The following is a 15,054-nucleotide window of genomic DNA, read 5'->3' as shown; positions in this document are numbered from 1 at the left end:
CGTTAGTCTATGACTGCAGCCGTACTGATTGATGGCGCTTACTTGGCCTTGGTTGCAAATCCCGGTAATCCATGTACTCCAAACCCTCGAGCCAAAAATTAATGTACCGATCTTTGAAATAGGGGCCTGTCTCGCTCAGAATAAAGAGGTTTTTAGGAAGCTTGTCGGTAAGCTTATCCAACACGGAAGAACGAAACTTTGTATAAGAAGTTTGTTCGATCATATCTTGCGGCACAAAAAATGTAGGCCTTGTTTCTAACTCACCATACTTCAAGGTGTTCACGAACCGGATCACATAACCTTTGTCATTTTTGTTGATCCAGGCCTTACCGTAGTAGATACGATACTCATCTTCAAAATTGCTAATTTCTTGGGCATCTAGTTCGACAAATAAGTCTTTAATAGGTAGAGTTCCCGCCCTAGGCAATTGCACAGCGATGTCTTCATGGTTTAGGAAGGCATCTATCATCGAAGAGAGTGTTTTCGATGGGCGAATTCTACGCTTACCTTCCTCAACCACGTATTGACGTAGCCCCACTAGCGCCATCCTCTCTTTATCCAAGCGTATTGCTTCACCACCGAAGCGTTTGGCACTTGGTGGATTCAAGTTCAGCCTAACGGCACCATCTATATATTCGTCATGACCTGAATACAGGCTGTCGCTGGTGGCCGGGCGTTTATCAGAAAGATTAATATCCTTTTTAATCAAACAATCCGGATGATGTTCACCTACAATTTTGTAATAAGGATCACGCTTACGCTTGGCCTTCGGCTTGTCAAGATTGGCGCAGGTTACGGGCGCCGTGCATGAATCATCGGGACAACTGAACGCATATTTAGAGGTTATATCGCCAATGGAGTAACGGTAATCCGCCTCTTCGGCTGTAATGTTCTTATTAAGCTCTTCAGAGTAGGCCTTTTCCAGCTTCATGCTTAATACTCTTCCCTAATCGTCATATTAAGATTGATGTGGAATAACAGAGGAGTATTGGCTCAGACCAGACTGATTCAAAAGGCTCTCGAATTCATTGTCAGGGATTATCTTGCGCGCACGAAGCTGATTAATTAACGGCCCGAGTTCAAAGCTGTTCAGCACCTGGCTGTTCTTGCAAGCCTCTGCAATAATCCGCCCGACATGCTCTGCCGAGAAACCGCTGGCATTAAAGGAAAGTTGTTTAGCACACTCGTTCGCCTCATCGAACGAACGTGACTCTAAGTAAATGGTAATCAACCTGTCGACTACGGGCTTTGGCATACCGAGAAAAAAATCGGCATTTGTCAGCTCTTTCCTAGTTGCGTGAGCAATGCGATACTCAGCCGCCTGACGTAATGGTTCGAGGTCCAGCAACCAGTCCATCTCGTCGATTTTATCGGCCGGCATCGCCTTTACGAAATTATGTAGACGTTGCTGCACGTCTACCGGAAAGTACTGCCAACAGTCCTTCACGCTGCTCATAAAATCGATGATTTTGAAGAGTCTCTTATCCTCGACGGTACGCAATATGGGAGGCAATTTCTCTGCAAGAGTCTGCCCATGATTGTTAGGATGAAGCTCCGCCAATACATCTAAGGCAACCGCATATCGCCTGCGCAACGGAAACTCGGAGCTGTCGTTCAGAAGCCCTTTCACGAGGACGACAATAAGATTCCGCACTAAGGATTCACGTGGTCTTCGCAATGGCCCGGATGCCAAAAAAATCTTGGCACTGCTTTTTTCAGCTGGAAAATATTCCGAACTGATTTCTTTAACCAGACGATCGAGTGCGTATTTGCCCTGCGCGGGCGGGTGTTGCAACAGGTGCGTGACCGCAGAGTGCAGATGCACTCTAGCTAGTTCGGCAGACGGCGTATAGGCTTGCTCGTCGGACGCTAATGACGGATGCGCGCATCTGTTCCGATCAATCTGAAGACGCTCCAGATCAACATACTCTAGATGGGATATCAGTTCAAATTTATCGCGCGCGAGCTCCAATAATTCGCGCTCAAACTTTAGTGCTCGAGTTATATCACCCAATCTTCGTGTGGTTTCAAGATCTGCAATCTGTTTCTCGGCCTCTTTGTCACCAGCTAGCGCCAATTCGCGTAGCTTCTCTATGATATCGAAGCAAACCGCGATCCACGAACCGACGATTGCTGATCTATATGCACCCGCCCGATAGCTGGCAACGGCTTCGGTAATGTATGTTTTTGCTTTCTCGTCACGGCATCGAAGTATCAGCTCATCCAGATCGACTAGTGATGAAGTCATGTAGATTTCCTTTGTAAAGCAACATCCATTACGCTCGAAGATATTAGGCCCCGACATTATTTTCATCTTGTTTGAATATTAACAAACAGTTACTCAACAATAATATGTCTGCTCAAACAGGTGCTCGATTATGAAGCTCTAGAACAAAGTGGCTTAACATGATTATTGCTTCGAGAACCACCGGTTAAGGATGATATATTTGAAGGGGACGGGAGTACACCTATCGGGCGAGCCTACCAGATCACTAGCCTATCATGCAGTCCTTCTAAACTTGGTGCAATTCCTCTCGCAGAATGCGACGCAGCACATCTTCAGTGAGGGCCCCTCCATCCTTAGAGGCCGCCGCTCGTAATGTCTCGTTCATTAAGGTCTGATAGCCCTTGCCCTGCTCTGCCGCACGGGACTTGAACGCAGCTACCGTACTGCAATCCACCCAAATGGTAATGCGAGTCTTGCCCTCACCGTGCCTTGCTGCGCCAACCGTGGCATGGGCAAAATCCTCGTCCGTCATCTCGCGGGTATCAGGGTCAGTCGAGATCGCATCATTGATCTTGGCGTTCTCTACCGGTGTAGGCGAAATGTGGCCTGATTTAAGTTTCGGCATAGCGCTTGACCTCTCTATCGTTCGCCCTACGGAGGCTGATAATGCGGCGAACATCACCACGATCCACGAATACCACCACGTGCAGCCGCTTGCCAATATATCCTGTACCGATCAAACGGCTTTCGCTATAGCCAAAACGACAATCACGAACTACAACAGTCGTTTCCCACTCCAGGCCTTCAGCCGCTGCCAATGAAATGCCGTGCTTGGCTTCATTAATGGAGTTCTTTGCGGGATCGAATTCAATATTCATGATCTTAGCATAAATACATATAATGTATGCACATAAAGAGATGTTTAAACGCTACCGTCGGCTCATACTAATCAAGGTCCAGTCGCTTTTCCTGACCGGCAAGACCTGTTTGTCCCTCTTCCCTTGCGCCCATGCCGCCTTGTCCCATGACGTACAATAGCTACGCACTTCCACAAGGAAAAACCGACGCCGCAGAACTGAACGGACGCAGCAGGAGACTCTTTCAATGGCCCGCCAGATACCACCGCTGAACCCCTTGCGAGCCTTCGAGGTTGCAGCCAGGCTGCTCAGCTTCACCAAGGCCGGGGAAGAGCTTTTTGTAACGCCCTCGGCGGTCAGCCATCAGATCAAGGTATTGGAAGACAGCCTGGGCGTGGCGCTGTTCATACGCCAGGCCAAGTCGCTGGTGCTGACCACGGCCGGGCAGGCCTATCTGCCCGAGGTCCAGCGCGCTTTCCAGCATATCGCCGCCGCCACGCAGCGCCTGCACTCGCACAATCTGTCGGTGCTCAAGATCAATACGCCGCCCACCTTCGCGGTGAAGTGGCTAATTCCCCGCATGGCCCGGTTCATGGCGGCCCACCCTACCATCGACCTGAAAGTATCGACGTCGGCGCCCATGGTGGACTTCTCGCGGGAAGACATCGACCTGGCCATACACTATGGCCGCGGCGGCCAGCCGGGCCTGCGCACGGTCGAATGCCTGCCGGTCGAGGTTTTTCCGGTATGCAGCCCCGCCTTGATGGAGGGTCCGCATCCGCTGCGCGAACCCGGCGACCTGCGTTTCCATACATTGCTGCACGACGACAGCACCTATACCGACGCCAGCAACCCCAACTGGGCCATGTGGCTGAATCATGTGGGCGTGACCGACGTCGATGCGACGCGCGGGCCGTCATTCTGGCCCAGCCATCTGGTCATCAACGCGGCGGTCGACGGCCTGGGGGTGGCCCTGGCCAAGAAGCACTGGGTGCGCGATGAGCTCGCGCAGGGCAAGCTGATCCGGCCGTTCGAGGCCAGCATCCCCGTGGAATTCTCCTACTTCATCGCCTATCCCGAAGAGCGCGACGACGACCCTCGCATCCGCAGCTTCGTCGACTGGGTGCGCAGCGAAGTCGCTCAGGACCAGGAAACGCTCGCCCAAGACTAGGCGGTTGTCCCACGGCGGGCGCTGGGCCTCGCAGATGCGCGCGCCGCGCCATCCCGAATGGCCTGCGGATGGATGCGGATGCTTGAATGATTTCCGGCATTTCTGTACAACTGGCACGTTGCTGGACATAAAGCCGCAGAGCCAGCCCTGGAAAATCCAGGTCTGGGGCTGTGAATTTTTCTTGTCCGGTCTTCAAGTAAATATGGCTTGCCGGGCATGCCCGGGACTTTTAGACTTCCAGCATTCCGCCCCGCCCGCGCGTCGCTTGCCGAAGACGCGCGGGCGGGCCGGCGCGCAGAATTTCAGGAGCTTTCATGACACACATCACCACTTCAGCGACACTGCCCGAAGACGCGGATCGCGCCCTGCTCGTAGGACGCGCATGGCTGCCGGGCGAAGGCGGGGGTCCCGCCGTCGTTGCCGTGCGCAAGGGCGAACTGATCGACATTACCTCGACTGCGCCCACGGTTTCTCATCTGCTGGAAAGCGCCGATCCGGCCGACACGCTTCGGCAGGCAAGCGGCCCCTCGCTGGGCAGCCTTGACGACTGGCTGGCCTCGACCCTGGAGCACGGCCCCGATCCCGCCCACCGCCATTTGCTGGCGCCCAACGACCTGCAGGTCGTGAAGGCGGCCGGCGTCACGTTCGCGCAAAGCATGGTGGAGCGGGTCATCGAGGAACAGGCGCGCGGCGACGCCGCCGCGGCCGACGCCATACGGCGCGAGGTGGTGGCGGTCATCGGCTCCGACCTGAGCGCCATCAAGCCGGGTTCGGAAGATGCCGAGCGCCTGAAGGCCGTGCTGCTTGAAAAGAAGATGTGGTCCCAATACCTGGAAGTGGGCATAGGCCCGGATGCCGAGATCTTCACCAAGGCGGCGCCGATGTCGTCGGTGGGGACGGGCGCCGGCGTGGGCCTGCACCCCGCTTCGTCCTGGAACAACCCCGAGCCCGAGATCGTGCTGGCGGTTTCATCGCGCGCCGAAGTGGTGGGCGCCAGCCTGGGCAACGACGTCAATCTGCGCGACTTCGAGGGGCGCAGCGCGCTGCTGCTGGGCAAGGCCAAGGACAACAACGCCGCCTGCTCCATAGGCCCCTTCATCCGGCTGTTCGATGCGCATTTCACGCTGGACGATGTGCGGTCGGCAACGATACACCTGCGTGTCGAGGGCCGTGACGGCTTCGTCCTTGAAGGATTCAGCTCGATGTCGCAGATCAGCCGCGACCCGCTGGAGCTGGTGGCGAACGCCATGGGCGGCAACCACCAATATCCGGACGGCATGATGCTGTTCTGCGGCACCATGTTCGCGCCGACCCAGGACCGCGGCACCGAGGGCGCCGGCTTTACGCATCACCTGGATGACGACGTGTACATATCCACCGGGAAGCTGGGTTGCCTGGCGAACCGCGTGGGCCGCAGCGACACGCTGCCGCCCTGGGAGTTCGGCATCTCCGCCCTTTTCGCCAGCCTGGCCGCGCGCGGTCTGCTGGGCCGGCCCGCATGACATTCAAACCTCTATCCATCCCCCTTGGGCAACCATGATCACCGATATCGAAGACCTTCGTATTCTGGCAAAGAAGCGCGTGCCGCGCATGTTCTATGACTATGCCGACTCCGGCTCCTGGACGGAATCCACCTACCGCGCCAATCAGGGCGACTTCCAGAAGCTGCTGCTGCGCCAGCGCGTTGCCGTGAACCTTTCCGACCGCAGCATCAAGTCGCAAATGGTGGGCCAAGACGTCGCCATGCCGGTGGCCATCGCGCCCACCGGCCTGACCGGCATGCAGCACGCCGACGGAGAAATCCTGGCGGCCCGCGCGGCGAAGCGCTTCGGCATCCCATTCACCTTGTCCACGATGAGCATTTGCTCCATCGAGGACATTGCCGAAGGCACCGACGGGCATCCCTTCTGGTTCCAGCTGTATGTGATGCGCGACCGGGCCTTCGTGGAGCGGCTGATAGACCGGGCCAAGGCCGCCGGCTGCTCCGCCCTGGTGCTGACACTGGATCTGCAGATCAGCGGGCAGCGCCACAAAGACCTGAAGAACGGCCTGGCCGCGCCGCCCAAGATCACGTTCCGCAATGCCCTGAATCTGGCCAGCAAGCCGCGCTGGCTGCTGGGCATGGCCGGCACACGGCGCCGCACCCTGGGCAATATCTTCGGCCACGTGGAAGGCGTCGAGGAATTGGGATCGCTGGCCGAATGGACGGCCAGGCAGTTCGATCCCTGCCTGAGCTGGGAAGACGTGCGCTGGATACGTCAAAAGTGGGGCGGCAAGCTGATACTGAAAGGGATACAGGACGTCGACGATGCGCGGATGGCGGTCGGCACGGGAGCCGATGCCATTATCGTGTCCAACCACGGCGGCCGCCAGCTGGACGGCGCCCCCTCGTCGATCAAGGCGCTGCCCGCCATCGTGGACGCGGTCGGATCGCAGATTGAAGTCCATATGGACGGCGGCATCCGGTCGGGGCAAGACGTGCTCAAAGCCATCGCCCTGGGCGCCAAGGGCACCTATATCGGGCGCGCCATGCTGTATGGATTGGGCGCGGGCGGCGAGGCCGGCGTGACGCGGGCGCTTGAGATCATCCACAAGGAATTGGATCTGACCATGGCATTTTGCGGCGTCACCCGCCTGGCCGACGTCGACCGGCGGATCATTTCCGACATCACCTGAAGCGGCTTCGGGCGCGCCGGTTCCGGCGCAGCCCGCCACCGTGGCCAGGCATGAAAAAAGCATGAAGCCACCAGCTTCATGCTTTTTATTTTGTCGCCGCGACCGGCACGGAGGCCGGACGCGATGCGCCATCAGACCGGTTGGACGTTGGCTTCCTTCACGACCTCGGCCCACTTCTTCAGTTCGGCATCGATGAAGGCCGAGAATTTGTCGACCGAGCCGCCGCCGTCTTCGGCGCCGAAGCCTTGCAGCTTCTCGGCCACTTCGGGCATGGCGACGACGCGATTGAAGTCCTCGTTCATGCGCTGGACCAGGGCCGGATTCATGCCGCCCGGCCCCACGATACCGTACCAGGTGCCGGCCTCGAAGCCCGGAAAGCCCTGCTCGGCCATGGTGGGTATGTCGGGAAAGCTCTTGGCGCGTTGGGCGCCGGTCTGGGCCAGGGCCTTGACCTTGCCGCTGCTCACCAGCGGCGTGGCCGACGTCATGGTTTCGAAGCTGTAGTTGATCTGGCCGCCCAGGAGATCGGTGGCCATGGCGCCCGATCCGCGATAAGGCACGTGCAGCGCGTCGATCTTCGCGCGCAGCTTGAACATTTCCAGGGCCATGTGCTGGGCGGCGCCCACGCCGGCCGATCCGAAGGAGATCTGGCCGGGATTCTTGCGGCACAGCTCGACCAGCTCGGCGACCGTGTTTGCCTTCTGATCCTGGTTGCCGATCAGCACCGTCGGCGTTATTCCCACCAGCATGATGGGCGAGAAATCGCGCTTCACGTCGTAGCCGATCTTGGGCATCAGGACCGGTGCGATCGCATGGTTGCTGAAGTTGGTCATGAGCAGCGTGGTGCCGTCGTTGGGCTGCTGCGCCACATAGGTGGCGGCGATGACGCCGGACGCGCCCGCCTTGTTCTCGACCACCACCGGTATGCCCCACAAGGCGCCCAGATGCTGCGCAATGACGCGCGCCATGGTGTCGGTGCCGCCCCCGGGCGAAAAGCCCACGATCAGTTTCACCGGCCCGGCGGGCAGCGCCTGGGCCTTGACCAGCGGCGCAACGGCCATTCCGGCCATTGCGGTTAGAAAGGTACGTCTCTTCAAGGAAGTCTCCCAAGTATCAGAATATGAAAGCCGATTCAGTCTAGGGAGTATCCGCTATAGCGGCAACCGAGAATTATTGCGGATGTGGTCAAGAAATCTTCATGCCGCCTGCACAGGCTCTATCATCCGCGTCACCGCGTTGGCCACGGCCAGCAGACGCGTGTCCTGGCCGAAGCCGCCGATCAGTTGCGCGCCCAGCGGCAGGCCCGAGGGCCCCAGGTCCGTGGGGAAGGAAATCGACGGCAGATGCAGCAGCGTCCACAAGGCGCCGAAGCGCGGATCGCCGGCCGACTCCAGGCCCGCTTCGGCTTCGCCCGCCGCCGCCGGATACAGGACGGCGTCCACGTCGCGGAACAGTTCCTCCACCGCCCCATGCGCTTCGCGCACCTGCTGGCGCATGGACACGTACTCATCGAAGCCCAGTTCATCGCCGCCTTGCAGGCGGGCGCGCAAGCGCGGGCTCAGGGACTCCTTGTGCAGCAGCCGCTCGTTGGCCAGGGTCTGACGGGCCTCGTACTTGAACAGGCGCGGCTGGATGGCGATCAGGCGCTCCAGGTCTTCGGGCAGCCACATGCGGCTCATGGCGCAGCCGGCCAGTTCCAGCTTGTGCACCAGACCTTCCAGGGCGCGCAGGGTTTCGGGCCTGGCGTAGTCCCATTGCCGCGACAGGCACAAGGCGATGCGGGGCCTGGCCACCACGCTGTTGACCGTTTTGGCGCCGTGCAGGCCCAGGGTGAAAAATGCGGCGTCCTCGACCTTGCGGGTGATGACGCCTATGGTGTCTTGCGAAGGGCTGAGCGCCTTCAGGCCGGCGGTGGCGATCATTCCGAAGCTGGGCTTGTAGCCCACCACCCCGCAATAGATGGCCGGACGGACGATGGAGCCGGTGGTCTGCGTGGCGAATGCCGCCGGCGCCATGAAGTCGGCCACGGCGGCGGCCGAACCGCTGGACGACCCACCCGGCGTATGCGTCAGCCGCAAGGGATTGCGCGCGCGGCTGGGGGTCTGGGTGGCAAATTCGCCGGTGGCCACTTTGCCCAATGGGACCGCCCCATGGTTCTTGGCCATGACCACGCAGGCGGCATCCAGCGCGGGCTGGAAATCCTTGTAGATGGCCGAACCATATTGGGTGGGATAGTCCGACGTGTCGATGACGTCTTTCACGGCGAAGGGTATGCCGCGCAGGACATGCCCGCTGGGCGCCGCGTCCAGGCGGCGTGCCACGGCCAAGGTCTTGCCGGCATCGTAGGAGACGAAGGCTTCGACCTGGCTGTTCCGCTCGTCGATCCGGTCCAGGCAGGCCTGTGCCAGATCGACGCAGCGTATCTCGTTGGATTCGATGGCGCGGGCGGCTTCGACCACGCCTAATCGGTTCAAGTTCTTGGTACGGCTCATTCCACGCTGATTCCTGCTTCTTTGATGACCTTGGCCCACTTGTCGTGTTCCGCGGTCACGAATTGGGTGAATTGTTCGGATGTGCTCCAGTCCGGCTCGGCGCCCTGCGCAAGCAGCTGCTTCTTGATTTCCGGCTTGTCCAGGATCTTCTTCATTTCGGCATTCAGCTTCTGCACGATGGCCGGATCCACCTTGGCCGGGGCGAACAGGCCGAACCATCCGTTGACTTCGTAATCCGGCAGGCCGGCTTCGGCCATGGTGGGCACATCGGGCAGCAAAGCGGACCGCTTGGACGAGGTGATGGCCAGGGCCCGCAGCTTGCCGGACTGGATATGCGGCAGGCAAAGGGGCAGATTGCAGAACATGACCTCGACGCGCCCGGGCAGCAGGTCGGCCAGCGCCGCGCCGCCGCCCTTGTAGGGGACATGCAGCATAGGCGTCCTGGTAATGGACTTGAACAGTTCGCCTGACAAATGCATGCTGCCGCCGTTGCCGGTGGACGCATAGGAATATTCCTTGGTGGGCAGCAAGGCGATCAGTTCCTTGACGTTCTTGGCGGGCACCTGCGGGTTGACCACCAGCACGTTGGCCACGGTGGCCACATCGGTAATGGCCGCGAAGTCGCGCAGGGGCTGGTACTTCAGGTCTTTGTACAGGCTGGAATTCACAGCGTTGGTGCTGGTCGGGCCCAGCAGCAGCGTGTAGCCGTCGGCGGGGGCGGCGGCGACTTCGGCCGCCCCGATGTTGCCGGCCGCGCCGGCTTTGTTCTGCACGATCACGGACTGGCCCAGGGAATCGCCCAGCCCCTTGGCGACGATGCGCGCCAGCAGGTCGGTGACGCTGCCCGGGCCGAATGGCACGATCAGGTTGATGGGTTTGGCGGGATAGGAAGCCGCCTGCGCCTGTGCGGCGAGGGGAACAACTGCCAATGCGGCGGTGGCCAGTGCGGCCGCCATCAGACGAAATTTAGGTGAAATGGATGTCATCGCTCCGGGTCCTGTAGTAATAATTGATACGGATCGCTGGTCAGGGTCCAGCACTGAAAAAGCCGAATCAGATTAAAGTCTGTCGATTAAGATGTCTAATACATATTGATCTATTGATTAAGTCTTTTACGGGACATAAACCATGATGCTTCATTCGCGTGCGCTCGACGCCTTCATCGCCGTGGCCGAAGAGCTGCATTTCGGCCATGCCGCCAGGCGCCTGCATGTCAGCCAGCCGCCGCTTAGCCAGCAGATCCGGCGCTTCGAAGCACAAGTGGGCGCGAGCCTGTTCGTCCGCAGCACGCGTTCAGTCAAGCTGACGCCGGCTGGCGCCGTCCTGCTAAGGAAGGCCAGGCAATTGGTGGCGGACGGGCAGGCCGCCATCCATGCGGCGCAACGAGCCGCGGCGGGCGGCTCCGGCCATCTTTCCGTAGGCTTTACCAGCACGGCGGCCTATCAGTTGCTGCCCAAGCTGCTGGCCGGCTGCCATGGCCGCCGGCCCGACATCCAGCTAAGCCTGAGGGAAGACTTGTCCACTCACCTGATCGAGATGCTGGCCGAAGAGAAAATAGATATCGCCCTGCTGCGCCGACCCGCCGCCACGGGGCACGATTCCCTGGTCTTCACCCGTGTCAGCCGCGAGAACATGTGCGTGGCTTTGCCACTCGGCCATCCTTACGCCGGCCAGGAACGCATCGACCCCCAGCAGTTGCACGGAGTGCCCTTTATCGGATTCAACGCGGAAGCGGCCCTGTACTTCCGGGAGCGGATACAAAGCATATTCGCCCACTTCCAGATACAGCCCGCCATCGTCCACGAAAGCGTCATGCCGACACTGCTGGCACTGGTTGAAGCGGGTATGGGAATAGCGCTGGTGCCGGGCTCGGCATCGTGCCTGCGGCCGAAGGGCGTGTGCTTCCGCCCCCTGGACGACGATGAAAACGTGGCCGCCATCGATCTGTATTGCGCGCAGCGGCGCGTGGAGGAGAACCCGGCGGTGGACGTCGCGCGGGAGATATTGCGGTCGGTTTAAACCGCCTCGATCTGGTCGAAATCCACTTTCAGCGTCTTTTGCCGGCCCAGTATCTCCAGCAGAAGCACGACACGCTTGGCGGAGACCTCTTGCACCAGGCCTTCCAGTCCCGCCAGCGCCGGATCGGACAAGCGCACGCGGCTGCCCGGCTGATAAGGGCTGACCTGGTCAAGGCCCGCCTCGTTGCGCAATTGCTCGGCCGCGCGTATGGATTGCAGCAGCTCGATGGGAACCTGAGCGAATTTCGTGCCGAACATGACCACGGACGCCACGCCGCGCGTGGACCGCAAGGTGCCCAGCGACTGCGTTGCGCTTTTCGGTTTGAAGAACACATAGCGCGGGAACATGGGCTCGTGGGCAAGCAGCGCCTCCGACTGCGCGGTGCCGCCGGCGGTTTTGCGCGGCTTCTTGAATGTCTTGAACAAAGGCAGGTAGACCTCGAAGTCCTGGCGTTCGAGGTTGATTTTGGCGATGCCTTCCTGGCGGGGCTTGGTGTAGGCCACATGCCAGGCGGTCTGCGTGGCGGCGTTTGCTGTCATGGCGCTATTTTAAGCCCGCGACCGCCCACTTAATGGTCTGGGTGACATACATCCTGCTTTCCCCCAAGCATCTAAAACCACTATTTAACGAGTCGCAGGTGTCTGGGTCGGGTCTCGCTGGGATCTTTGGCATTGGATATCTGTGGAGCATTGTCCACCCCTGTCAATTCATACAGAAGGGCGGGCTTAATATGCAACGCCTTGGCTATATCGTCTGAATGTATGCCTTTCTTCGTGGCTAATACAAGCAAGGCTTTTGCCATTGTTTCCGGTGGCTCATGTGGAATCAGGTAATCATCTTTTTCACCATTGGATTCACCATACTTCCTTAACGTAATAACACCCGTTTTGTACTGGCCTTCTGTAATCAGCTCAAGTTGCCGCGCCCTGAACAAAATAGCCGCTTTGCTCACTTTCCAAGTAAGCTTGAATTCCTTCATTCCCTTCCAATCCAACCGAGTTCCATTCGGACGTGGAAATAATTTTGCCATCATGGAGCGAGGCATAAGCAATGCACTGGCGAATCTATTTGCTTGGCTTTCAGTCACACGGTCTCCGGTAACCAGCCCTTCATGCATAACCAGATGGCCAAGCTCGTGTGCAATATCAAAACGATGCCGACACGCGCTTTCCTTTGCAATATTACGTACGATAAACGGTCGTTCCACCGAAACCGATAACGCATCTATCTCTTTGGATATACCGTTGAACGTGGTGACGACTGTGCCCAGGTTTTCGGCCAGGCGGGTCATATTATCGATGGGGCCCAACCCAAGTTCCCACTCTTTTCGGCAGTATTCCGCTGTTCGCTCCAGATCCTCGTAGGTGCGTGGCTGCGGAATATTGGGGATATTGATTTCAGGCAGGTGAAGCTCTTGATCGAGATACTTGATCAGTATGTCAACCATTTCGCCCCGCGCAATGGCAACTTGCCTGATGGTTGCCTTGGTTGTTAAAAGCTTCCTGAAATGAAACTGCTCTTCGTGGAGATGCCTTGCTTTAGGCGCAAAAAAGCCAACCTCCACCTGTAAGGCGTCGGCAAGGTCTTGGGCCAACTGGGCCGTGGGTGTTCCCTGGCCTGTTTCAAGCTTATGTAGATATTGGCGCGTTTTTCCAACGCGCGATGCCACCTCGTCAAGCGCCAGGCCGCTAAAAACGCGTGCCAGCCTTAGTGACGCGCCATCAAAAACAAGGTTCATTTACTCACTCGTTTTGAGCCTTCGAATTGCGATCAGAACCATCTTCTCGTGCATCTATTTCCGGTGCGGACAACTGCTTTCCTGCGGGGATCTCATCACCTGCCACATGTAGCACGGATGCCGACGAAGCATATGACCACTGAGAAACCTTTTCTTGATAAACGTTATAGCCTATGAAAAATGCATGATCCTCATCTTCTTCGGATGATGCTTTTTCTACAACAAAACGCCACATCACCGGATCATTCTCATCGGTTGCAAACAAGCAATCGACCGCATTGCGCTTGAAAAAGCCAGGTTTCTCGGGTGCTTGCGGATCATCGCGAAAAAAACGGCATGGGACGCTTCCAATACCAAACGTAATGTCCATCCCTGGATTTATCAACGATAGCCAATCGTACTTGCCCCCTAGCGCCAAAACGATCAGCATGTTTCGTGATCTTCCGAACACGGCTGTTTCCCGTGTGTAGGTATCGTCGAATGGGGAATCCATTTGACGATACGTGTTGTAGCGGATATCGAGCAAGGCTTCGGCGATGACAGTTAACCGTTCATCAGTCAATTCCGGGTAATAGGAGGAAGGATGTGGATAGGTCATATGCCTCCGGGCAAAATCCAGGATTTGTCAACCCGAATAATCTGGCAAAAACCGTTTTTTGTCAACCTGATTTAAGCCATCCCCAGTCTTTCGCGCTGATAGCTGCCGTCCTGCACGTGGCGGCACCATTCCAGGTTGTCCAGATACCATTGCACCGTCTTGCGGATACCCGATTCGAAGGTTTCCCGCGGAGCCCAGTCCAGCTCGCGCTGGATCTTGCGGGCATCGATGGCGTAGCGCATGTCGTGACCCGGACGGTCCTTTACATAGGTAACCAGGTCGCGGTACCGGGCAACGCCGGCCGGCTTGGCCGGCGCCAGCTCTTCCAGCAGATCGCAGATGGTATGCACGACGTCGATGTTCCGCTTCTCGTTGTGGCCGCCGATGTTGTAGGTTTCGCCCACTTTGCCATTTCTGACTACCTTGTACAAGGCGCGTGCGTGATCCTCCACATACAGCCAGTCGCGCACCTGCCTGCCCTGGCCATATACCGGTAGCGGCTTGCCTTCCAGGGCATTTAGAATCATCAGCGGGATCAGCTTTTCGGGGAAATGGTAAGGGCCGTAGTTATTCGAGCAGTTGGTCAGCAACGTGGGCAGGCCGTAGGTGCGGCGCCACGCGCGGACCAGATGATCGGAACTGGCCTTGCTGGCCGAGTACGGCGAGCTGGGGGCGTACGGCGTGGTTTCGGTGAACAGGTCGTCGGGACCCTCCAGGTCGCCGTAGACCTCGTCGGTGGAGATATGATGGAAACGAAAAGCCGCCTTGTCTTCTTCGTTCAACCCCGCCCAGTACTGGCGCGCCGCTTCAAGCAGCGTGTAGGTGCCGACGATATTGGTTTCGATGAAAGCGGCCGGCCCGTCGATGGAGCGGTCGACATGCGATTCCGCCGCCAGATGCATGACGGCCTGCGGCCTGTGTTGCTGGAAAACGCGATCGAGCGCGGCGCGGTCGCAGATGTCGACCTGCTCGAAAGCATAGCGCTCGCTTCGGGCGGCATCGGCCAGGGACTCCAGGTTTCCGGCATAGGTAAGCTTGTCCACGTTCACGACGGCGTCAAGGGTATGGCCGATGATGTGGCGCACCAGGGCCGAGCCAATGAATCCGGCTCCGCCGGTAATAAGAATTTTCATGAACAAGCCTCGGAAAACAAAGCCAAAGCAGCAGCCATATGTACAACTGGCTACAGATTACACAGGAGCGTCAGTTTACTATCGACTGCCATGATAGCGAGGCCGTGGACAGGAAAGAAAGTACGGCCAATGGCCTATGGAAT

15 protein-coding genes are annotated in these 15,054 nt (G+C 58.3%); 4 read left to right on the top strand and 11 right to left on the bottom strand.

What is annotated here, in order from left to right; genetic code table 11:
- Positions 1–7 precede the first annotated feature (7 nt).
- The 4 genes from OEG81_RS01030 to OEG81_RS01015 all read right to left on the bottom strand — a co-directional run bounded on the left by OEG81_RS01030 (position 8) and on the right by OEG81_RS01015 (position 3,105).
- Complete coding sequence (locus OEG81_RS01030; RefSeq protein ID WP_264130835.1) at positions 8–931, bottom strand: hypothetical protein; 924 nt, start codon at positions 929–931, stop codon at positions 8–10.
- Positions 932–958: 27 nt separating this feature from the next.
- Positions 959–2,248: a hypothetical protein gene (locus OEG81_RS01025; RefSeq protein WP_264130833.1), complete on the bottom strand. Its 1,290-nt coding sequence runs from the start codon at positions 2,246–2,248 to the stop codon at positions 959–961.
- Between the two features lie 265 nt (positions 2,249–2,513).
- Positions 2,514–2,852, bottom strand: coding sequence for a BrnA antitoxin family protein (locus OEG81_RS01020; RefSeq protein ID WP_264130832.1), 339 nt, complete (start codon positions 2,850–2,852; stop codon positions 2,514–2,516).
- Positions 2,839–3,105, bottom strand: a complete 267-nt coding sequence (locus OEG81_RS01015; protein ID WP_264130831.1) for a BrnT family toxin — start codon at positions 3,103–3,105, stop codon at positions 2,839–2,841. The genes OEG81_RS01020 and OEG81_RS01015 overlap by 14 nt, the downstream gene beginning before the upstream one ends.
- Before the next feature lie 226 nt (positions 3,106–3,331).
- Here OEG81_RS01015 and gcvA point away from each other — a divergent pair, with 226 nt between their 5' ends.
- From gcvA to OEG81_RS01000, 3 genes are all read left to right on the top strand, one after another.
- Positions 3,332–4,255 carry a transcriptional regulator GcvA gene (gcvA, locus tag OEG81_RS01010; RefSeq protein ID WP_264130830.1) on the top strand — a complete coding sequence of 308 codons (924 nt, stop codon included), beginning with the start codon at positions 3,332–3,334 and terminating at the stop codon, positions 4,253–4,255.
- A 314-nt stretch (positions 4,256–4,569) separates the two neighbouring features.
- Positions 4,570–5,757, top strand: coding sequence for a fumarylacetoacetate hydrolase family protein (locus OEG81_RS01005; protein ID WP_264130829.1), 1,188 nt, complete (start codon positions 4,570–4,572; stop codon positions 5,755–5,757).
- A 34-nt stretch (positions 5,758–5,791) separates the two neighbouring features.
- Positions 5,792–6,931 carry an alpha-hydroxy acid oxidase gene (locus OEG81_RS01000; RefSeq protein WP_264130828.1) on the top strand — a complete coding sequence of 380 codons (1,140 nt, stop codon included), beginning with the start codon at positions 5,792–5,794 and terminating at the stop codon, positions 6,929–6,931.
- Between the two features lie 131 nt (positions 6,932–7,062).
- On the opposite strand, the gene OEG81_RS00995 is transcribed toward OEG81_RS01000, so the two are convergent.
- From OEG81_RS00995 to OEG81_RS00985, 3 genes are all read right to left on the bottom strand, one after another.
- Positions 7,063–8,028, bottom strand: a complete 966-nt coding sequence (locus tag OEG81_RS00995; protein WP_264130827.1) for a Bug family tripartite tricarboxylate transporter substrate binding protein — start codon at positions 8,026–8,028, stop codon at positions 7,063–7,065.
- Positions 8,029–8,127: 99 nt separating this feature from the next.
- Positions 8,128–9,423 (bottom strand): amidase, encoded by a 1,296-nt coding sequence (locus tag OEG81_RS00990; RefSeq protein WP_264130826.1) that lies wholly within the window; start codon positions 9,421–9,423, stop codon positions 8,128–8,130.
- Entirely contained in the window at positions 9,420–10,409 is a 990-nt protein-coding gene (locus OEG81_RS00985; RefSeq protein ID WP_264130825.1) for a Bug family tripartite tricarboxylate transporter substrate binding protein, read from the bottom strand. The genes OEG81_RS00990 and OEG81_RS00985 overlap by 4 nt, the downstream gene beginning before the upstream one ends.
- A gap of 142 nt (positions 10,410–10,551) precedes the next feature.
- Between OEG81_RS00985 and OEG81_RS00980 the strand changes: the two genes are divergently transcribed.
- Entirely contained in the window at positions 10,552–11,442 is an 891-nt protein-coding gene (locus tag OEG81_RS00980) for a LysR family transcriptional regulator (RefSeq protein ID WP_264130824.1), read from the top strand.
- Here the strand turns inward: OEG81_RS00980 and nusG are convergent.
- The 4 genes from nusG to rffG all read right to left on the bottom strand — a co-directional run bounded on the left by nusG (position 11,439) and on the right by rffG (position 14,911).
- Entirely contained in the window at positions 11,439–11,981 is a 543-nt protein-coding gene (gene nusG / locus OEG81_RS00975) for a transcription termination/antitermination protein NusG (protein WP_264130822.1), read from the bottom strand. The two genes, OEG81_RS00980 and nusG, sit on opposite strands and share 4 nt — an antisense overlap.
- Positions 11,982–12,061: 80 nt before the next feature.
- A complete protein-coding gene (locus OEG81_RS00970) occupies positions 12,062–13,180 on the bottom strand; it encodes a helix-turn-helix domain-containing protein (protein ID WP_264130821.1) in 1,119 nt (372 codons plus the stop codon).
- 4 nt (positions 13,181–13,184) lie between these two features.
- On the bottom strand, positions 13,185–13,778 hold the full coding sequence (locus OEG81_RS00965; RefSeq protein ID WP_264130820.1) for a hypothetical protein: 594 nt from the start codon (positions 13,776–13,778) through the stop codon (positions 13,185–13,187).
- Positions 13,779–13,849: 71 nt separating this feature from the next.
- Complete coding sequence (rffG, locus tag OEG81_RS00960; RefSeq protein WP_264130819.1) at positions 13,850–14,911, bottom strand: dTDP-glucose 4,6-dehydratase; 1,062 nt, start codon at positions 14,909–14,911, stop codon at positions 13,850–13,852.
- Positions 14,912–15,054 lie beyond the last annotated feature (143 nt).

It is taken from the genome of Pollutimonas sp. M17 (genome assembly GCF_025836975.1).
Classification (GTDB): Bacteria; Pseudomonadota; Gammaproteobacteria; order Burkholderiales; family Burkholderiaceae_B.
This window is presented reverse-complemented; position numbering and strand designations above follow the sequence as displayed.

Coding starts and splice junctions, on each gene's coding strand:
- OEG81_RS01030 (WP_264130835.1), bottom strand. CDS start 931: ATGAAGCTGGAAAAGGCCTACTCTGAAGAGCTTAATAAGAACATTACA.
- OEG81_RS01025 (WP_264130833.1), bottom strand. CDS start 2,248: ATGACTTCATCACTAGTCGATCTGGATGAGCTGATACTTCGATGCCGT.
- OEG81_RS01020 (WP_264130832.1), bottom strand. CDS start 2,852: ATGCCGAAACTTAAATCAGGCCACATTTCGCCTACACCGGTAGAGAAC.
- OEG81_RS01015 (WP_264130831.1), bottom strand. CDS start 3,105: ATGAATATTGAATTCGATCCCGCAAAGAACTCCATTAATGAAGCCAAG.
- gcvA (WP_264130830.1), top strand. CDS start 3,332: ATGGCCCGCCAGATACCACCGCTGAACCCCTTGCGAGCCTTCGAGGTT.
- OEG81_RS01005 (WP_264130829.1), top strand. CDS start 4,570: ATGACACACATCACCACTTCAGCGACACTGCCCGAAGACGCGGATCGC.
- OEG81_RS01000 (WP_264130828.1), top strand. CDS start 5,792: ATGATCACCGATATCGAAGACCTTCGTATTCTGGCAAAGAAGCGCGTG.
- OEG81_RS00990 (WP_264130826.1), bottom strand. CDS start 9,423: ATGAGCCGTACCAAGAACTTGAACCGATTAGGCGTGGTCGAAGCCGCC.
- OEG81_RS00985 (WP_264130825.1), bottom strand. CDS start 10,409: ATGACATCCATTTCACCTAAATTTCGTCTGATGGCGGCCGCACTGGCC.
- OEG81_RS00980 (WP_264130824.1), top strand. CDS start 10,552: ATGATGCTTCATTCGCGTGCGCTCGACGCCTTCATCGCCGTGGCCGAA.
- nusG (WP_264130822.1), bottom strand. CDS start 11,981: ATGACAGCAAACGCCGCCACGCAGACCGCCTGGCATGTGGCCTACACC.
- OEG81_RS00970 (WP_264130821.1), bottom strand. CDS start 13,180: ATGAACCTTGTTTTTGATGGCGCGTCACTAAGGCTGGCACGCGTTTTT.
- OEG81_RS00965 (WP_264130820.1), bottom strand. CDS start 13,778: ATGACCTATCCACATCCTTCCTCCTATTACCCGGAATTGACTGATGAA.
- rffG (WP_264130819.1), bottom strand. CDS start 14,911: ATGAAAATTCTTATTACCGGCGGAGCCGGATTCATTGGCTCGGCCCTG.